Here is a 13,059-nt window from a genome sequence, read left to right as displayed (position 1 = left end):
GTGACACGTGACATGCGGTGCACGGCACGCGGCACATGACACGTGTCGCGCAACGCGTGGCCTGTGGTGCGTCGTTGTCGTTCGTCGAGGGGACAGCTGGTGGGAACTCAGGGTGCCGGACGGCAGCGGGACGAGGACTCCGCGCCGCGCGGAATGGGGCGGCGGAGGTTTCTCGGGTACGTGTTGGCAGCACCGACGCTGACCGTGGCCGCGCAGCTGGGCGAGGCGGTGGTGGCACCGTCACGCGCGGCCGCGGTGGTTCCCTCCGTGCCGGGGGCCTCGGAGGTGTACGACCTGAACGACATGCTGACCCATGCGGCGCTGCCGACCGCGAATCTGATCAGCATCCGGATCGACTCCGACGGAACGGCATCCTTTGCGCTGCCCAGGGCCGAGGTCGGGCAGGGCATCACCACGTCCACGGCGATGCTGATCGCCGAGGAGCTGGACCTGCCGCTGGACAAGGTACGGGTCACGCTGGCGGACGCGCGGCCCGAGCTGCTGTTCAACCAGCTCACCGGCGGGTCGAACACCACCATCTCCACCTTCACACCGGTCCGGGTGGCAGCGGCCGTCGCCAGGGGCCGGCTGCTGGAGGCCGCGGCCCTGGAACTCGGTGAACCGGTCACGTCGCTCACCACTCGGGCCGGCGTCATCACGTCGGCGACCGGACAGAGCGTGACGTACGGGGAGCTGGCCGCGAAAGCCGCGAGCCCGGCCACGGAGCAGATCCCCGTCACTTTGAAGGAAGCTGCGGAGTTCACGCTCATCGGGACCCCGCAGCGGCGCATCGACGCGCTGGATGCGGTGACGGGCCGCAAGCAGTTCGCGATGGACGTGCAGGTGCCCGGCGCACTGCCGACGATGGTCTGCCGCCCGCCGACCATCAACGGGACGGTCCGTTCGGTGGAGAACCTCGACGCCGTACGGGCCATGCCCGGAATCACCGACGTGGCACGGGTCTCGACCGGGGTCGCCGTCCGCGGGCGCACCTTCGGCCAGTGCATCGACGCGGTCCGTGCGCTGAAGGTCACCTGGGGGCCCGGCACTGTCGACGAGGCCTCGGACGCCACTGTTCTCCAGGAGCTGAGGAAGGCCGAACTCCCGCTGGTGGTACCGCCGCTGGATCTGGTGACCAAGGCGGTCGACGCACGGTTCACCTTCCACTTCGCCAGCAACAGCGCCCTCGAACCCAACTGCGCGGTGGCCGACGTCAAGCCCGACCGGGCCGAGATCTGGGCCAGCCTGAAGTCACCGATCGTCGCCCAGGAGCAGATCGCGCTCCAGCTCGGTCTCCCGCCGGCCGCCGTGACGGTCCATGTCACCGAGGGAGGCGGCTCGTTCGGCCGGAGACTCTTCCATGACGCGGCGCGTGAGGCCGCCGAGATCTCGCAGGTCATGGGGAAGGCGGTCAGGCTGATGTGGCACCGGACCGACGACTTCCGCCAAGGGCGCACCCACCCGATGTCCACCTCGCGGATCCGGGCGACGTACGCCCTGGGGAACGTACTCACCTACGAGCAGCGGCACACCTCGGTCGTCACCGACTTCGGGCACGGACTGGGCGAGATCATCACCTCGCAGGCCGCTCAGCTTCCGGTCGGGGATCTCACCTTCTCCGAGACGGTCTTCCAGCTCACCCAGCAGAGCCCGTACCACTTCGGCGTCACCACCCAGCTGCTCAGCGAGGTCGACAAGGGCTTCAACACCGGCAGCATGCGCAACATCTACTCGCCCAACGTGCGCTGCGCGCAGGAGCTGATCGTCGACGAGCTGGCGAAGCGGACGGGCAAGGACGCCTGCGCGTTCCGGCGCGAGTTCCTCAAGGACGAGCGCGCCCGAGCCGTACTCGACAAGGTCGCGCAGGCCGGGAACTGGGGCCGCACGATGCCTGCCGGCACGGCGCAGGGCATCGTGGTCCACCCCGAGTACCACGGGTTCGTCGCCGTACTCGCCGAGATCGACTGCCGGCCCGGGACGACCGGACGGCAGATCCCCGACGCCTACGCCGGCCCACGCGTCACCAAGATCGTCTGTGCCGTCGACGTGGGACTCGCGGTCAACCCCCGTGGTCTGGAAGCGCAGATGATGGGCGGTGTCATGGACGGGATAGCCATCACTCTCAGCTCGGGCCTCCACCTCCAGGACGGCCACTTCCTGGAAGGCAGCTGGGACAACTACTTCTACACACGGCAGTGGAACACCCCGCCCGAGCTGAAGATCATCGTGATGCCGCCGACCACCGGAAAGCCCGGCGGCGCGGGGGAACTGGCGGTCGCCGGAGCGATGGCGGCCGTCGCCTGCGCCTACGGGCGGGCCACCGGCACGATGCCGACACGCTTCCCGCTGAACCACGGCGAACCCCTCGGCTTCGAGCCCCTGCCCACCACCCCGCCGATCCCCGCGTCGCCCACCGACGGCCTGAGCCGCGCCTACTAGGAGCAACTGTGTCCCGACACACCTTCATCCTCAACGGCAGGCCTGTCACCGCCGAGGTCGAGGACGACGTACGACTGCTGTGGGTGCTCCGCGACGTCCTGGGCGTCACCGGACCGAAGTACGGCTGCGGGCTGGGCGTCTGCCAGGCCTGTACGAGCCACATCAACGGCAAGGCGTTCAACCCCTGCACGGTCCCGGTCAAGGACATCGCCCCCACGGATGAGATCACCACCATCGAGGGCCTGCCCGGCACCGTCGGCAAGGAGCTGCACCCGATGCAGGAGGCCTGGCTCGAGTACGACGTCCCCCAGTGCGGCTACTGCCAGCCCGGCCAGATCATGACGGCAGTCGCCAAGGTCCGCCAAGCGCGCCAGGCGGGCCGGGAGATCGGCGAGGCCGACCTCGACGAGATCCGCAACATCTGCCGCTGCGGCACCTACAACCGCATCCGTGAAGCCATCGTCGCGGGCGCGCGGCGTTTCTAGGGCGTGTTGCGAAAGTAGCGCCGTCCGCCCGTAGGGCGGGGCTCGCGGCGTCTGGTGCGTGCGATCGCAAGGCGGTGGGGGCACCTCCCAGCGGTAGCTGGGGGAGATCATCCTCGTACTGGACGTACGTGGATGAGTCCGACAACGCAGCGTGGGGGCACCTCCCGTGCCCGAAGGGCTACGGGGGAGTGCGTGCCAGGCGTCGCGTGCCAGGCGGGACTTTCGCAACACGCCGTAGCCGCGGCGGTACTTCGTGACGAAAACAGGAAGGTGAAGGAACACGAAGACTCGTCGCGCGATGATTTCGGGGCGGCGTGACAGTCTTCATTGCCGTACACCAGAAACGAGGAAGAGGAGCGTGTCCCATGCGCATCGTGATCAGTGAGTTCATGAGCCTGGACGGTGTCGTGCAGGCGCCGGGCGGACCCGGCGAGGACACCGACGGTGGCTTTGCCCACGGCGGCTGGTCGCACCCGTTCTTCGACCCGGAGGTGGTGGGCGGTGCCTTCGACGACGCGCTGACCAAGGCCGAGGCGCTGCTGTTCGGGCGCCGTACGTGGCAGACGATGGCTGCGGCGTGGCCCGAGCGAGCCGGCGACCCGTTCGCCGACCGGATGAACGCGATCCCGAAGTACGTCGTGTCCGAGACGCTCGGCGACTCCGAGCTGACGTGGGACAACACCACGCGCATTTCCGGCGACAAGGCCGTCGACCGTATCCGGGAGCTGCACGAGACCGACGGCGGCGACCTGTTGGTCATGGGGAGCCCCACACTCGTGCGCACCCTCCTGCGCGAGGGCCTGGTCGACGAGCTCCGGCTCATGATCATGCCGGTGACCCTCGGCGGCGGTAAGACGATCTTCCCCGACGACGGTGCACTGCGTACGCTCGAGCTGGTCTCGACCGTGACCAGTGGCACGGGCGTGAACGTGTGCACCTACCGGCCTGTCGCCGAGGCCTAGGGCGTGTTTGAGAACTAGCGCCGTCCGCCCGTAGGGCGGGGCTCGCGGCGTCTGGTGCGTGCGATCGCAAGGCGGTGGGGGCACCTCCCAGCGGTAGCTGGGGGAGATCATCCTCGTACTGGACGTACGTGGATGACTCCGACAACGCAGCGTGGGGGCACCTCCCGTGCCCGAAGGGCTACGGGGGAGTGCGTGCCAGGCGTCGCGTGCCAGGCGGGAGTTCTCAAACACGGCCTAGTGCGGGCTGGCCCCACCCCCCACGTTGCGCCGGCCGGTGGCCTCTCGCGCCTTGAGGGTCGCGGGAGGGCCACCGGCCGGGGCATGGACCGCAGGGCTGTTACTTCAGGGGGTCGATGTTCCCGCCGCCCTTGCCCTCCTGCTGGATCTGCTGCTTGAGCTGGCGGGCCTTGTCCTTCAGCCGCTGACGCTCCTGCGGGTCAGTGGCACGGTCCGCGGCCTGCTCCATCTCCTGCACCTTCTGGCGCAGCTGCTGGGCACGACCGGACTCGCCTGCGACGCTCATGGTCACTCCTTGGTTCTCTCGGTGGACGAGCGGGCCACATCAGCGAAACAGCACCCCCGCGCATGCGCACTTCGAACGCTCACCCACCGTTATCTGCGCAGCGCTCCGCTGTGGGCACGAGAGCTCGAATGCTTCCACGGCCACCGCCGGGCAGCGGGTGCCCGGTTCCCCGGGTACGGGCTTGCTGTCGTCGTTCATGGCAGCGGTTCCTGCACGACGCCGGCGAAGACCGTGGTCACGACCTTGTGGACAGCTCCAGCTTCCGGCGGGGTGCCTTTCCGGTCGGCGAACAGCATGTGCACGGCCCCGATCAGCGTGGGAGCGAGCGTGTCGACGTCGGCATCCGCCGCGACGCGGCCCTGTTCCCGCTCGGCGTCGAGGTAGGAGGCGATCATGGCCGCTGCTTCCGTCAGGACCGGGACGCCGGTGGGCCTGGCCCGGCGCAGCCGGGCGCGCAGGTCATCCCGGGAGGTGACGAGGCCGACGATCGCCACAGCGACCGACCCGAACAGGGCCACCAGCGCGTCGGTGAGGTTGCCGGCGACGGTGCCGGCCCCGGCGGAGTTGCGCAGGTCGGCGGCCTGCTGATCGATCCGGGCGATGCGGTCCAGCACGAGCTCGGCAAGGAAGGCGTCGAAGTCGGCGAAGTGCCGGTGCAGGACGCCCTTGGCGCAGCCCGCCTCCGTGGTGACCGCCCGGCTGGTCAGCGCGCTCGGACCGTCCCGTAGCAGGACGCGCTCGGCGGCGTCGAACAGTTGGTCCCGTACGTCGCGGATGGCTACTCCCGTGGGCACCGACTATCTCCTTCGTCTGTTGACCGGCCCGTTGTGATTGACGAGTGGGCATGCGCCCATTCATAGTGGGCGCATGCCCACTTTACCGCCGAAGCCTGCTCCTCGCCCCGAACGCGCCTCCCATCAACACCGACAGGTGGCGGAGTCGTTCGGTTCGGACGCCGAACGTTACGACCGGGCTCGGCCCCGTTACCCCCAAGCCATGGTGGACCGGATCGTCGCTGCCGGCCCCGGCCCGGACATCCTTGACGTCGGCTGCGGCACCGGCATCGTGGCCCGGCAGTTCGAAGCGGCCGGTTCCCGGGTGCTCGGCGTCGACGTCGACGCTCGGATGGCCGATCTGGCGCGACAGCGCGGACTCGACGTCGAGGTGGCGTCGTTCGAAGCCTGGGACCCGGCCGGCCGGAAGTTCGACGCCGTCGTCTCCGGACAGACCTGGCACTGGGTGGACCCGGTCGCCGGAGCCGCCAAGGCGGCGCAGACACTGCGTCCTGGTGGTCTGCTGTCTCTGTTCTGGAACGCGGGCCAACCCTTGCCCGAAGTGGCGGAAGCCTTCGCCGAGGTCTACCGCCGGGTGATGCCGGACTCGCTCGCGGCTCGCCAGTGGACGGTGCCGGCCGTGGACGGGTACACGGCGCTGTGCACCAAGGCGGCCGACGGGATTCGGGAGGTGGGCGCATTCGCTGAACCCGAACAGTGGCGATTCGACTGGGAGCGGCCCTATACGCGGGACGAGTGGCTGGATCAGCTACCCACCCAGGGTGCCTTCACCCGGCTCCCGTCGGCCAAGCTGGAGGAGGTGCTGGCAGGCGTCGGCGCCGCCATCGACGCGGCAGGAGGCAGCTTCACGATGAGCTACGCCACGGTGGCGGTCACCGCGGTGCGAACCGATGCCGCCTGACCCGGCTTTACGGCTCTCCGCCGCTCGCCGGACGCGAGCCTGCACGGCTCACCCTCCTCGTCCCCCGTCCCTCCTCGTCGCCCGTCTCCCCTCGCCCTGCTCGTCCCCCTCGTACCCGTCCCCGCCCCAGGGGCCGGGCGGCAGGGCTGCGAGGCGGGACGGACAGAGTCGCGGGCATGCCGGCTCCCGCAATCCTCAGTGACGTCTTCCATGCCTTGCGTAGGGAACAGGGGGAGGAGGATGCAGGTATCACCTTCGATCACGGTCCGTCCCCCGTCGGCCGGATCGACGTGATGGTCTACCGTGCGCCGGACCCCACGGCCGCCACGCTCTTCGCGACGATCGGGATGTCGGCCCAAGCCATGCCGCCCCGAGAGGGGCGACCCGGCGGCCGTGCAGAACTCCGCTTGCTCCGGCGCGGGATCGTCCAGCCGGACGATGAAGGTCTGATCGCGATGAAGCTCGCGAACCTGGCCGCCTATCCATGGATGTGCGGCCGGGCGCTCGGCTGGGGCGAAGTGGTTTCCTTCCCGGACGACATTCCGACGTTCCCGGGCTGTCGCAGTGTGTTCCTGGCGGGGCCCTGGACGACTGGGCAGCCGGACTTCATCGAGGCGCGAACCGAACCAGTACGGGTGGTCAACGTCGTGCCGATCAGTGAGGCGGAACGCGCCGATGCGCTGAAGGCCCGACCGGAGGCGTTCTTCAGCGACCTGCTCGACTCACGGGATGCCCTCACCCCACCCGCACTGGCCTGACGAGCGATCGTCGACGTTCTCCTGAACGCTCTGCCCATGCGCGCTCAGAGCGGCAACACCACTGCGCACTGGAGTTTTTGACGGTCCGTCATGAAGTCGTACGGGGATGCCGTTGGCGGCCGTGGGGGCGACGGCCTTCTTCAGTAGCGCCGGCGTTGCATTCCGTGAGCGGTGGCTCGTCGGCCCGTCGGTTGTGACGGGGAATGCGATGACCTGGCCGGCGGTTACAGGGGTCGACACTGGCATGAGCGGTTCAAGCCGCGGAGTGTCGGTGGGAAGGAGGACTCCATGGCACGTAACGATGCGCGCCCGATCGTCACGCTCCGTTCGTCGGCCGGGACCGGCCACACGTACGTGACGCGCAAGAACCGTCTGAACGACCCCGACCGGCTCGTGCTGCGCAAGTACGACCCGGTGGTGGGGGAGCACGTTCTCTTCCGGGAGGAACGCTGACCGACTGAGGTCCGGACCGGGGCCCGGGCCCGGCCTGCGCGTTCTGCGGAGGCCGGGCCGCCGGGCAGCCTCGCCCCGAGCCGACACCGACGAAGAGGCAGAACCTACGCCTTCGAGACGGCGCCGGCGGTCCAGCGCTGGTTGCTTCCTCCGTCGGCCGGGTCGAAGCCGAGGGAGCTGCCCTCGGAGCCGTCAACGGGTTCAAGGGCGAAGTCCGGCGCGATCATTGGGTGGATCGCTCCCGAACCATCGGTGGCGAAGAGCAGGTTCAGACCGTTCTTGCCCTCGACCGAGGCGCAGGACCAGATGCCGGCGCCGCGGTCGGTGTCGCCGCGCGAGTCGAGGCAGTAGTCCGGGTCCGCGTTGCTGCGCAGGAGACCGTTGGAGTCAAGACTCCACTGCTGGGTCCGGGCACCGTTGCAGCGGGCTGTGACAACGTCCGTGCGGTTCTCCATGACACCGTTCTCGATGTCCAGGCACAGTCCGGAAGCCGCGTTGACGACCTGGACATAGCCGCGTCCCGGGGCGATGGGCACAGGCCGGGGAAGGGAGCTCGGGGACGGAGCAGACGACGGGGGCTCAGGGGCAGGTGCGGACGTGCTGGGGCTCGGCGAGCGCGAGGGCTTCTTCGACGGTTCCCGACTGGGGCTCGCCGACAGGACGGGCGGGATTGGGGCCGGGGTGGGCCAGGCCGCCTGGACCGGGGGCTCCTCCGCGCGTCGCGCCGTGACGGGGTCCTCGGAGGAGGACTGCAGCAGGACGCCGGAGACGACGGCGCCTGCGACGGCCACCGCGACGAGGACGACGGCCGGCGACAGCCGCCGCGCGCCCTTCGGTGGCGTTCCGTCGGTCTGCGGCACCCTGCCGGACGCGGTGAACCCCCACCTGCCGAAGGACTTCGACCGGTCGGGCCGGGCCGGAACGTGGTCGGACAGGCCGGGCGCGGGACCGCGGGCCACATAGGCCGATCCGCCCCACCGGAGCAGGCCCTCGGCAAGCACGGCCCGGGGGTCGTCCGCCATCCGTGCGAGTTCGGTGACCAGCCGGGTGCATCGGGGGCACTCCGACAGATGGAGCGTCAGGTCCTCGCTGCGGCGCCGGTCCTCCGGCCGTGCCGCCGCCTCGATGATGCGGCGGAACCCCAGGCACTTCCGGTCCCCGCCACTCTCCAGATACGCATGGATGTAGGCCTGTCGCATCGCGTTCTGGGCGTTGTCCCGCAGCTCGGCGACCATGCTCGGCCGGATGCCGAGACAGGTGGCGACCGTCGCGTCCGGTTCCTCGTCCACCACCGCATACCAGAGGATGCCCCGCGTCACTTCCGGCAGCCGGTAGAAGCCGGTGAGCATGGCGGACGAGGCCTCGGACCGAAGACGCCGGGTCTCGGACATTCCTGATGCGGTGTCGGCGGTGTCGGCGGTGTCGGCCGTGTCGGCCGTGTCGGCGGTGTCGTCGGTCCATGCGACGAAGTCGGGTTCGAGTCGGTCCCGGCGTCCGCCGGCCGCCCAGGTGAGCCCCACTCGCTGAACGAGCATCAGCAGGTGGTGACGCCAGTTCCCCCGGGGTTCGATGCCCCGGCACGCCTCCTGGGCGGCAAGGCCGAAGGCCTGGACCGCCAGCTGGTAACCGGAGCCATGGTTGCGCCCGCACAGCCGGGCGTACGTCAGGACCGCCGGCATATGGCGACGCTTGAGCTCCTGCGTGGCCGGATAGGCGGGCGGGGCACCGGCGCGGATGCGTTCGGTGAGCTCCGCGTCCGACAGAGCCGTGCAGTCCGCTTTGTCGCCCGCGGGATCCGGACCGACCCGGTGGAGCTCTGGCACCCTGACTCCTCGTTCACTACGGCGCACCGACCAGCCTGCCCAACCGGTGATCCGCCGGTGTTACCAGCTGGAAACAAGAGCCCATGGTGAAGCAGGAAAGCCTGCGGGGAAAGGTGTTCCCGTGGGTAAGTCGTCAACGGGGCGGCAGACGACCGCATACGGGTCGACGTCGGCCCAGGGAGGGGCCGGTAAGTCGGGCGTGGCGCACGGTTGATGTGCATGGCGCCGATGACGCCGGGCGCCGCCAGAGGAGGGCGGCGCCCGGCGCAGACGGCACCGGCGCCCCGGGGGGAGGGGGAGGAGGAGCCGGTAACGCCACGCGGACGCTGCGGGGGTCAGCGCTCGCTGTCGAGGTGGTTCATCTGGGGTGCGGCATAGCGGGTGCCGGCCGCGGAGCCGACCGGAACGGCCTGCTCGATGGCGTCGAGATCGGACGCAGTGAGCGTCACGGCTTCGGCGCCGAGGGCCTCGGACAGGCGCTCACGACGGCGGGCGCCGACGAGCGGCACGATGTCCTGACCCTGCGCGGCCACCCAGGCGATGGCGACCTGGGCGACCGTGGCGCCCTTGGTTTCGGCGATCTTGCGCAGCGCCTCGACCAGGTCGAGGTTGCGTTCGAGGTTGTCGCCCTGGAAGCGCAGGCTGATGCCGCGGAAGTCCCGGGCGCCCAGCTCGCGGTCCTTGCTCCAGTGGCCGGAGAGCAGACCGCGGGAGAGCACGCCGTGGGCGGTGATGCCGATGCCCAGCTCGCGGGCGGTGGGCAGGATCGTCTCCTCGATGCCGCGGGACAGCAGCGAGTACTCGATCTGCAGGTCGGCGATGGGGTGCACGGCCTGGGCCCGGCGCAGGGTGTCGGCGCCCACCTCGGACAGGCCGATGTGGCGGACGAGTCCGGCCTGGACCATCTCGGCGATGGCTCCGACGGTCTCCTCGATCGGCACGTTCGGGTCGAGCCGGCCCGGGCCGTAGATGTCGATGTGGTCGGTGCCGAGCCGGCGCAGGGAGTAGGCCAGGAAGTTCTTCACGGCCTCGGGGCGGGAGTCGTAGCCGCTCCAGCCACCCAGGGCGTCGCGCAGCGCGCCGAACTTGACGCTCATCACGGCGTTGTCGCGGTTGCGGCCGCGCAGTGCGTCGCGCAGCAGCAGCTCGTTGTGACCCATGCCGTAGAGGGGAACCGACGAAATGCGCTGGTCAGCGACAATGCCCATGCCGCCGTGGACGGCTTCCCGCGAACAACTAGATCATTTCCCACCTGCAAGGTCAGGCCGGTCGCCACGCGGGTCGATCTGACGGCCGAGGAGGGGTAGCAACGGCTCTGACCAGTCGTCCTGCGAAGCCGATGGTTCCCACGCGTCCGTTCCGAACGTGGCCAAGAGTCAGCGATTCCATGCGGAACCCAGAGGGCTGCGACGCCTGTGTACCGGTCGGCGGTCACCTGGTACGTGGCAATCACGGCTCGCTCCCAGTCGGACAGCGGATGGAACTCAGGGATCCGTACCACGATCACTCGTCGGGGGCGCCCGGCAGATTGCTGCACCGCAAGGGCCCTCGCTTGCTCTGTCCAGCCCTCTACCAAGCGGTCCATAGCGGCGTCTCGGCCCTTACGCCGCCTGCCGAGGGCGTCATGCAAGGCAAAGCTGGCTCCGAACTCGGCCACGTGCCACGGAGTGCCGGATCCCCAAAGGTGGGGTCGTGCCGTAGCAGGCAGGGGCGGCTACCAGCGAGGATGGCCGTCGTGATCACTGACCAGAACGTCGTTCCCCTCCGCGCGACGCGCTCAGTACCTGTGGTGTTCGGTGCGGGAGCGGCTGAGCTCGGGACGCGGCCACCACAGCCTTCCGCAGCTTCTGGCCAGGTCCGGCAGGTCTCTCCGGCAGCTCAGAAGGGCCCGTGGAGTTCGCCGAGCCGGTCGGTCAGCCGCAGGTTCTCGGAGTAGTCGACCGGGCAGGCGATCACGGAGACACCATCGTGGTCCAGTGCACGCCGCAGTGTCGGAAGGAGCTCGTCGGCCGCCTTGATGTGGTAGCCGCGCGCGCCGAAGCTTTCGGCGTAGGAGACGAAGTCGGGGTTGGTGAAGCGGGTGTGGCTGTGGCGTTCGAGTTCGAGTTCCATCTTCCAGGTGATCAGGCCGTACTCCTCGTCGACCAGGACGAGGACCACCAGGGGGATTCGTTCGCGGACGGCCGTTTCCAGCTCCTGGGAGTTCATCAGGAACGAGCCGTCTCCCATCATGGCCAGCACGCGGCGCTCCGGGCGGGCGAGCTTGGCCGCGATCGCACCGGGCAGGGCGAAGCCCATGGTGGACAGGCCGTTGGAGACCAGGCAGGTGTCCGGCGCGTAGGCGGGGTAGAGCCGGGCCATCCACATCTTCCCGGCGCCGGTGTCGGCGAGGACGATGTCCTCGCGGCCGAGCGCGGTCCGCACGTCGGCCACGACGCGCTGCGGCACGAGGGGGCAGGCATCGTTGTTCCGGCCGTAATCGAGTTCCTCGGCGAGCAGGGAGCGGATGCGTTCACCCGCTCCCACTTCGAATGCGAGGCCGTCGGGAAGCGCGGCCGCGAGCGCGTCCAGCCCCAGTGACAGATCGCCCTCGACGCCGACGGTGACCGGGTAGTGGGCATCGACTTCAGCCGGGAAGCGGTGCAGATGGATGATGCGCTTGTCACCGTCCGGATTGATCTTCACCGGGTCGAACTCCTGGATCTCGTACCCCACGCAGATCAGGACGTCTGCCGAGTCGAATCCGAAGTTGGCGTAGTCGTGGCGCATGAAGCCCACCGCGCCGAGCGCGTTGGCGTGGTCGTCCGGGAAAACGCCCTTTCCGTGGAAGGTGGTCGCCACCGGGGCGTTCAGCCGTTCGGCAAATCGCAGCAGGGCCGCGGAAGCGCCTGCCCTGGCCGCACCATGACCGGCGAGCACCACCGGATGCTGCGCCGCCGCGACGACCTCCGCGGCGCGGGCGACCTGTGACGGCGACGGAGCGTCTGCGCGGACTGTGTCGACCTGCAAGGGAGCGAGCGGTGTCTTGGTGCGCGAGGCCTCGATGTCCTCTGGGACCGCGAGGAAGACCGCCCCGGGACGCTCGCTCTGCGCGGTCTTGAACGCCTTGCGCACCATCTCCGGCACCGCTTCAGGACTCTGCACGCGCGCCGACCACTGAGTGACCGGTGCAAACATGGACACCAGGTCGATGACCTGGTGGGACTCCTTGTGGACGCGGCCCAGCGAACCCTGCGCGGCCAGCGCCACCAGCGGGGTGCTGTTCGTCATCGCATCAGCAGCGCCCAGTGCCAGATTGATCGCACCGGGGCCCAGCGTGGCCGAGCACACCCCTGCCTTGCCGGTGAGCCGCCCGTAGATCTCCGCCATGAAGGAGGCACCCTGCTCGTGACGGACCAGGATGTAGCGGATGGCCGAGCCGTTCAGGGCGTCGACAAAGCGGATGTTCTCCTCCCCCGGGATCCCGAAGACGTACTCCACTCCCTCAGCCTCCAGGCAGCGCACCATGAGATGGGCGACGACGTCGTCGGTCGCGGTACCGGAGCTCTGCGGGCCTGAGCCCTGGTGAGTGTCCATAAGCCGAACCTAGACATGCCAAGTGCGCACGGACCAGGCACCGGCACCCGGCCGAGTGAACGCCCCCTCAGCCGTCGCACCGTGACAGTTCGGCCGTCGGAGTGATCGTCATCGTCCTCCTGCGCCTGTATGACGACGGCGACAGGCCCAGCCCGCACGATGGAGGGCGTCGCACCGCTGTGAACGGCACGGCGGCAGGATCCAGGAGCACTCTGTGAACACCCAGCCGCCCCCTTCGTACGACGGTCTGCGGGCGATGTTCATCAACTGCACGCTCAAGCGCTCGCCCGAGGTCAGCAACACCCAGGGGCTGATCGACAAGAGCCGCGCGGTGATGGAGGCCAA

Annotated in this window: 10 protein-coding genes and 2 pseudogenes; 7 read left to right on the top strand and 5 right to left on the bottom strand. The window is 69.4% G+C overall.

What is annotated here, in order from left to right:
* Positions 1–153: 153 nt before the first annotated feature.
* From ACZ6ZQ_RS37450 to ACZ6ZQ_RS37440, 3 genes are all read left to right on the top strand, one after another.
* A complete protein-coding gene (locus tag ACZ6ZQ_RS37450; RefSeq protein ID WP_469773018.1) occupies positions 154–2,439 on the top strand; it encodes a molybdopterin cofactor-binding domain-containing protein in 2,286 nt (761 codons plus the stop codon).
* A gap of 8 nt (positions 2,440–2,447) precedes the next feature.
* A complete protein-coding gene (locus ACZ6ZQ_RS37445; RefSeq protein WP_469773007.1) occupies positions 2,448–2,924 on the top strand; it encodes a (2Fe-2S)-binding protein in 477 nt (158 codons plus the stop codon).
* A 365-nt stretch (positions 2,925–3,289) separates the two neighbouring features.
* Positions 3,290–3,886 carry a dihydrofolate reductase family protein gene (locus tag ACZ6ZQ_RS37440; RefSeq protein WP_469773006.1) on the top strand — a complete coding sequence of 199 codons (597 nt, stop codon included), beginning with the start codon at positions 3,290–3,292 and terminating at the stop codon, positions 3,884–3,886.
* 337 nt (positions 3,887–4,223) lie between these two features.
* Here the strand turns inward: ACZ6ZQ_RS37440 and ACZ6ZQ_RS37435 are convergent, their stop codons facing one another.
* Both ACZ6ZQ_RS37435 and ACZ6ZQ_RS37430 read right to left on the bottom strand, forming a co-directional pair.
* Positions 4,224–4,409, bottom strand: coding sequence for a DUF6381 family protein (locus ACZ6ZQ_RS37435; RefSeq protein ID WP_469773005.1), 186 nt, complete (start codon positions 4,407–4,409; stop codon positions 4,224–4,226).
* 194 nt (positions 4,410–4,603) lie between these two features.
* A complete protein-coding gene (locus ACZ6ZQ_RS37430; protein WP_469773004.1) occupies positions 4,604–5,203 on the bottom strand; it encodes a TetR/AcrR family transcriptional regulator in 600 nt (199 codons plus the stop codon).
* Between the two features lie 73 nt (positions 5,204–5,276).
* Between ACZ6ZQ_RS37430 and ACZ6ZQ_RS37425 the strand changes: the two genes are divergently transcribed.
* The 3 genes from ACZ6ZQ_RS37425 (at position 5,277) to rpmG (ending at position 7,315) form a co-directional block, all read left to right on the top strand.
* Positions 5,277–6,104, top strand: coding sequence for a class I SAM-dependent methyltransferase (locus ACZ6ZQ_RS37425; protein ID WP_469773003.1), 828 nt, complete (start codon positions 5,277–5,279; stop codon positions 6,102–6,104).
* 176 nt (positions 6,105–6,280) lie between these two features.
* Positions 6,281–6,862, top strand: a complete 582-nt coding sequence (locus ACZ6ZQ_RS37420; RefSeq protein ID WP_469773002.1) for a suppressor of fused domain protein — start codon at positions 6,281–6,283, stop codon at positions 6,860–6,862.
* Between the two features lie 288 nt (positions 6,863–7,150).
* A complete protein-coding gene (gene rpmG, locus ACZ6ZQ_RS37415) occupies positions 7,151–7,315 on the top strand; it encodes a 50S ribosomal protein L33 (protein ID WP_469773001.1) in 165 nt (54 codons plus the stop codon).
* A 104-nt stretch (positions 7,316–7,419) separates the two neighbouring features.
* Here the strand turns inward: rpmG and ACZ6ZQ_RS37410 are convergent, their stop codons facing one another.
* The 3 genes and pseudogenes from ACZ6ZQ_RS37410 to ACZ6ZQ_RS37400 all read right to left on the bottom strand — a co-directional run bounded on the left by ACZ6ZQ_RS37410 (position 7,420) and on the right by ACZ6ZQ_RS37400 (position 12,714).
* Positions 7,420–9,138, bottom strand: a complete 1,719-nt coding sequence (locus tag ACZ6ZQ_RS37410; protein ID WP_469773000.1) for a ricin-type beta-trefoil lectin domain protein — start codon at positions 9,136–9,138, stop codon at positions 7,420–7,422.
* A gap of 335 nt (positions 9,139–9,473) precedes the next feature.
* A pseudogene (locus ACZ6ZQ_RS37405) lies at positions 9,474–10,304 on the bottom strand (aldo/keto reductase); the annotation flags it as partial.
* A 712-nt stretch (positions 10,305–11,016) separates the two neighbouring features.
* Entirely contained in the window at positions 11,017–12,714 is a 1,698-nt protein-coding gene (locus ACZ6ZQ_RS37400) for an acetolactate synthase large subunit (protein ID WP_469772999.1), read from the bottom strand.
* Positions 12,715–12,970: 256 nt separating this feature from the next.
* Here ACZ6ZQ_RS37400 and ACZ6ZQ_RS37395 point away from each other — a divergent pair.
* Positions 12,971–13,059, top strand: a pseudogene (locus ACZ6ZQ_RS37395) (flavodoxin family protein); the annotation flags it as partial.

The organism is Streptomyces sp. NPDC053673 (assembly GCF_055585225.1).
The sequence above is the reverse complement of the archived record's forward strand: the minus strand, read 5'-3'. Positions and strand labels throughout refer to the sequence as shown.

Bases quoted from the DNA above. Each gene is read 5' to 3' on its own strand.
- ACZ6ZQ_RS37450 (WP_469773018.1), top strand. From the start codon at position 154: ATGGGGCGGCGGAGGTTTCTCGGGTACGTGTTGGCAGCACCGACGCTG.
- ACZ6ZQ_RS37440 (WP_469773006.1), top strand. From the start codon at position 3,290: ATGCGCATCGTGATCAGTGAGTTCATGAGCCTGGACGGTGTCGTGCAG.
- ACZ6ZQ_RS37435 (WP_469773005.1), bottom strand. From the start codon at position 4,409: ATGAGCGTCGCAGGCGAGTCCGGTCGTGCCCAGCAGCTGCGCCAGAAG.
- ACZ6ZQ_RS37425 (WP_469773003.1), top strand. From the start codon at position 5,277: ATGCCCACTTTACCGCCGAAGCCTGCTCCTCGCCCCGAACGCGCCTCC.
- ACZ6ZQ_RS37420 (WP_469773002.1), top strand. From the start codon at position 6,281: ATGCCGGCTCCCGCAATCCTCAGTGACGTCTTCCATGCCTTGCGTAGG.
- rpmG (WP_469773001.1), top strand. From the start codon at position 7,151: ATGGCACGTAACGATGCGCGCCCGATCGTCACGCTCCGTTCGTCGGCC.
- ACZ6ZQ_RS37400 (WP_469772999.1), bottom strand. From the start codon at position 12,714: ATGGACACTCACCAGGGCTCAGGCCCGCAGAGCTCCGGTACCGCGACC.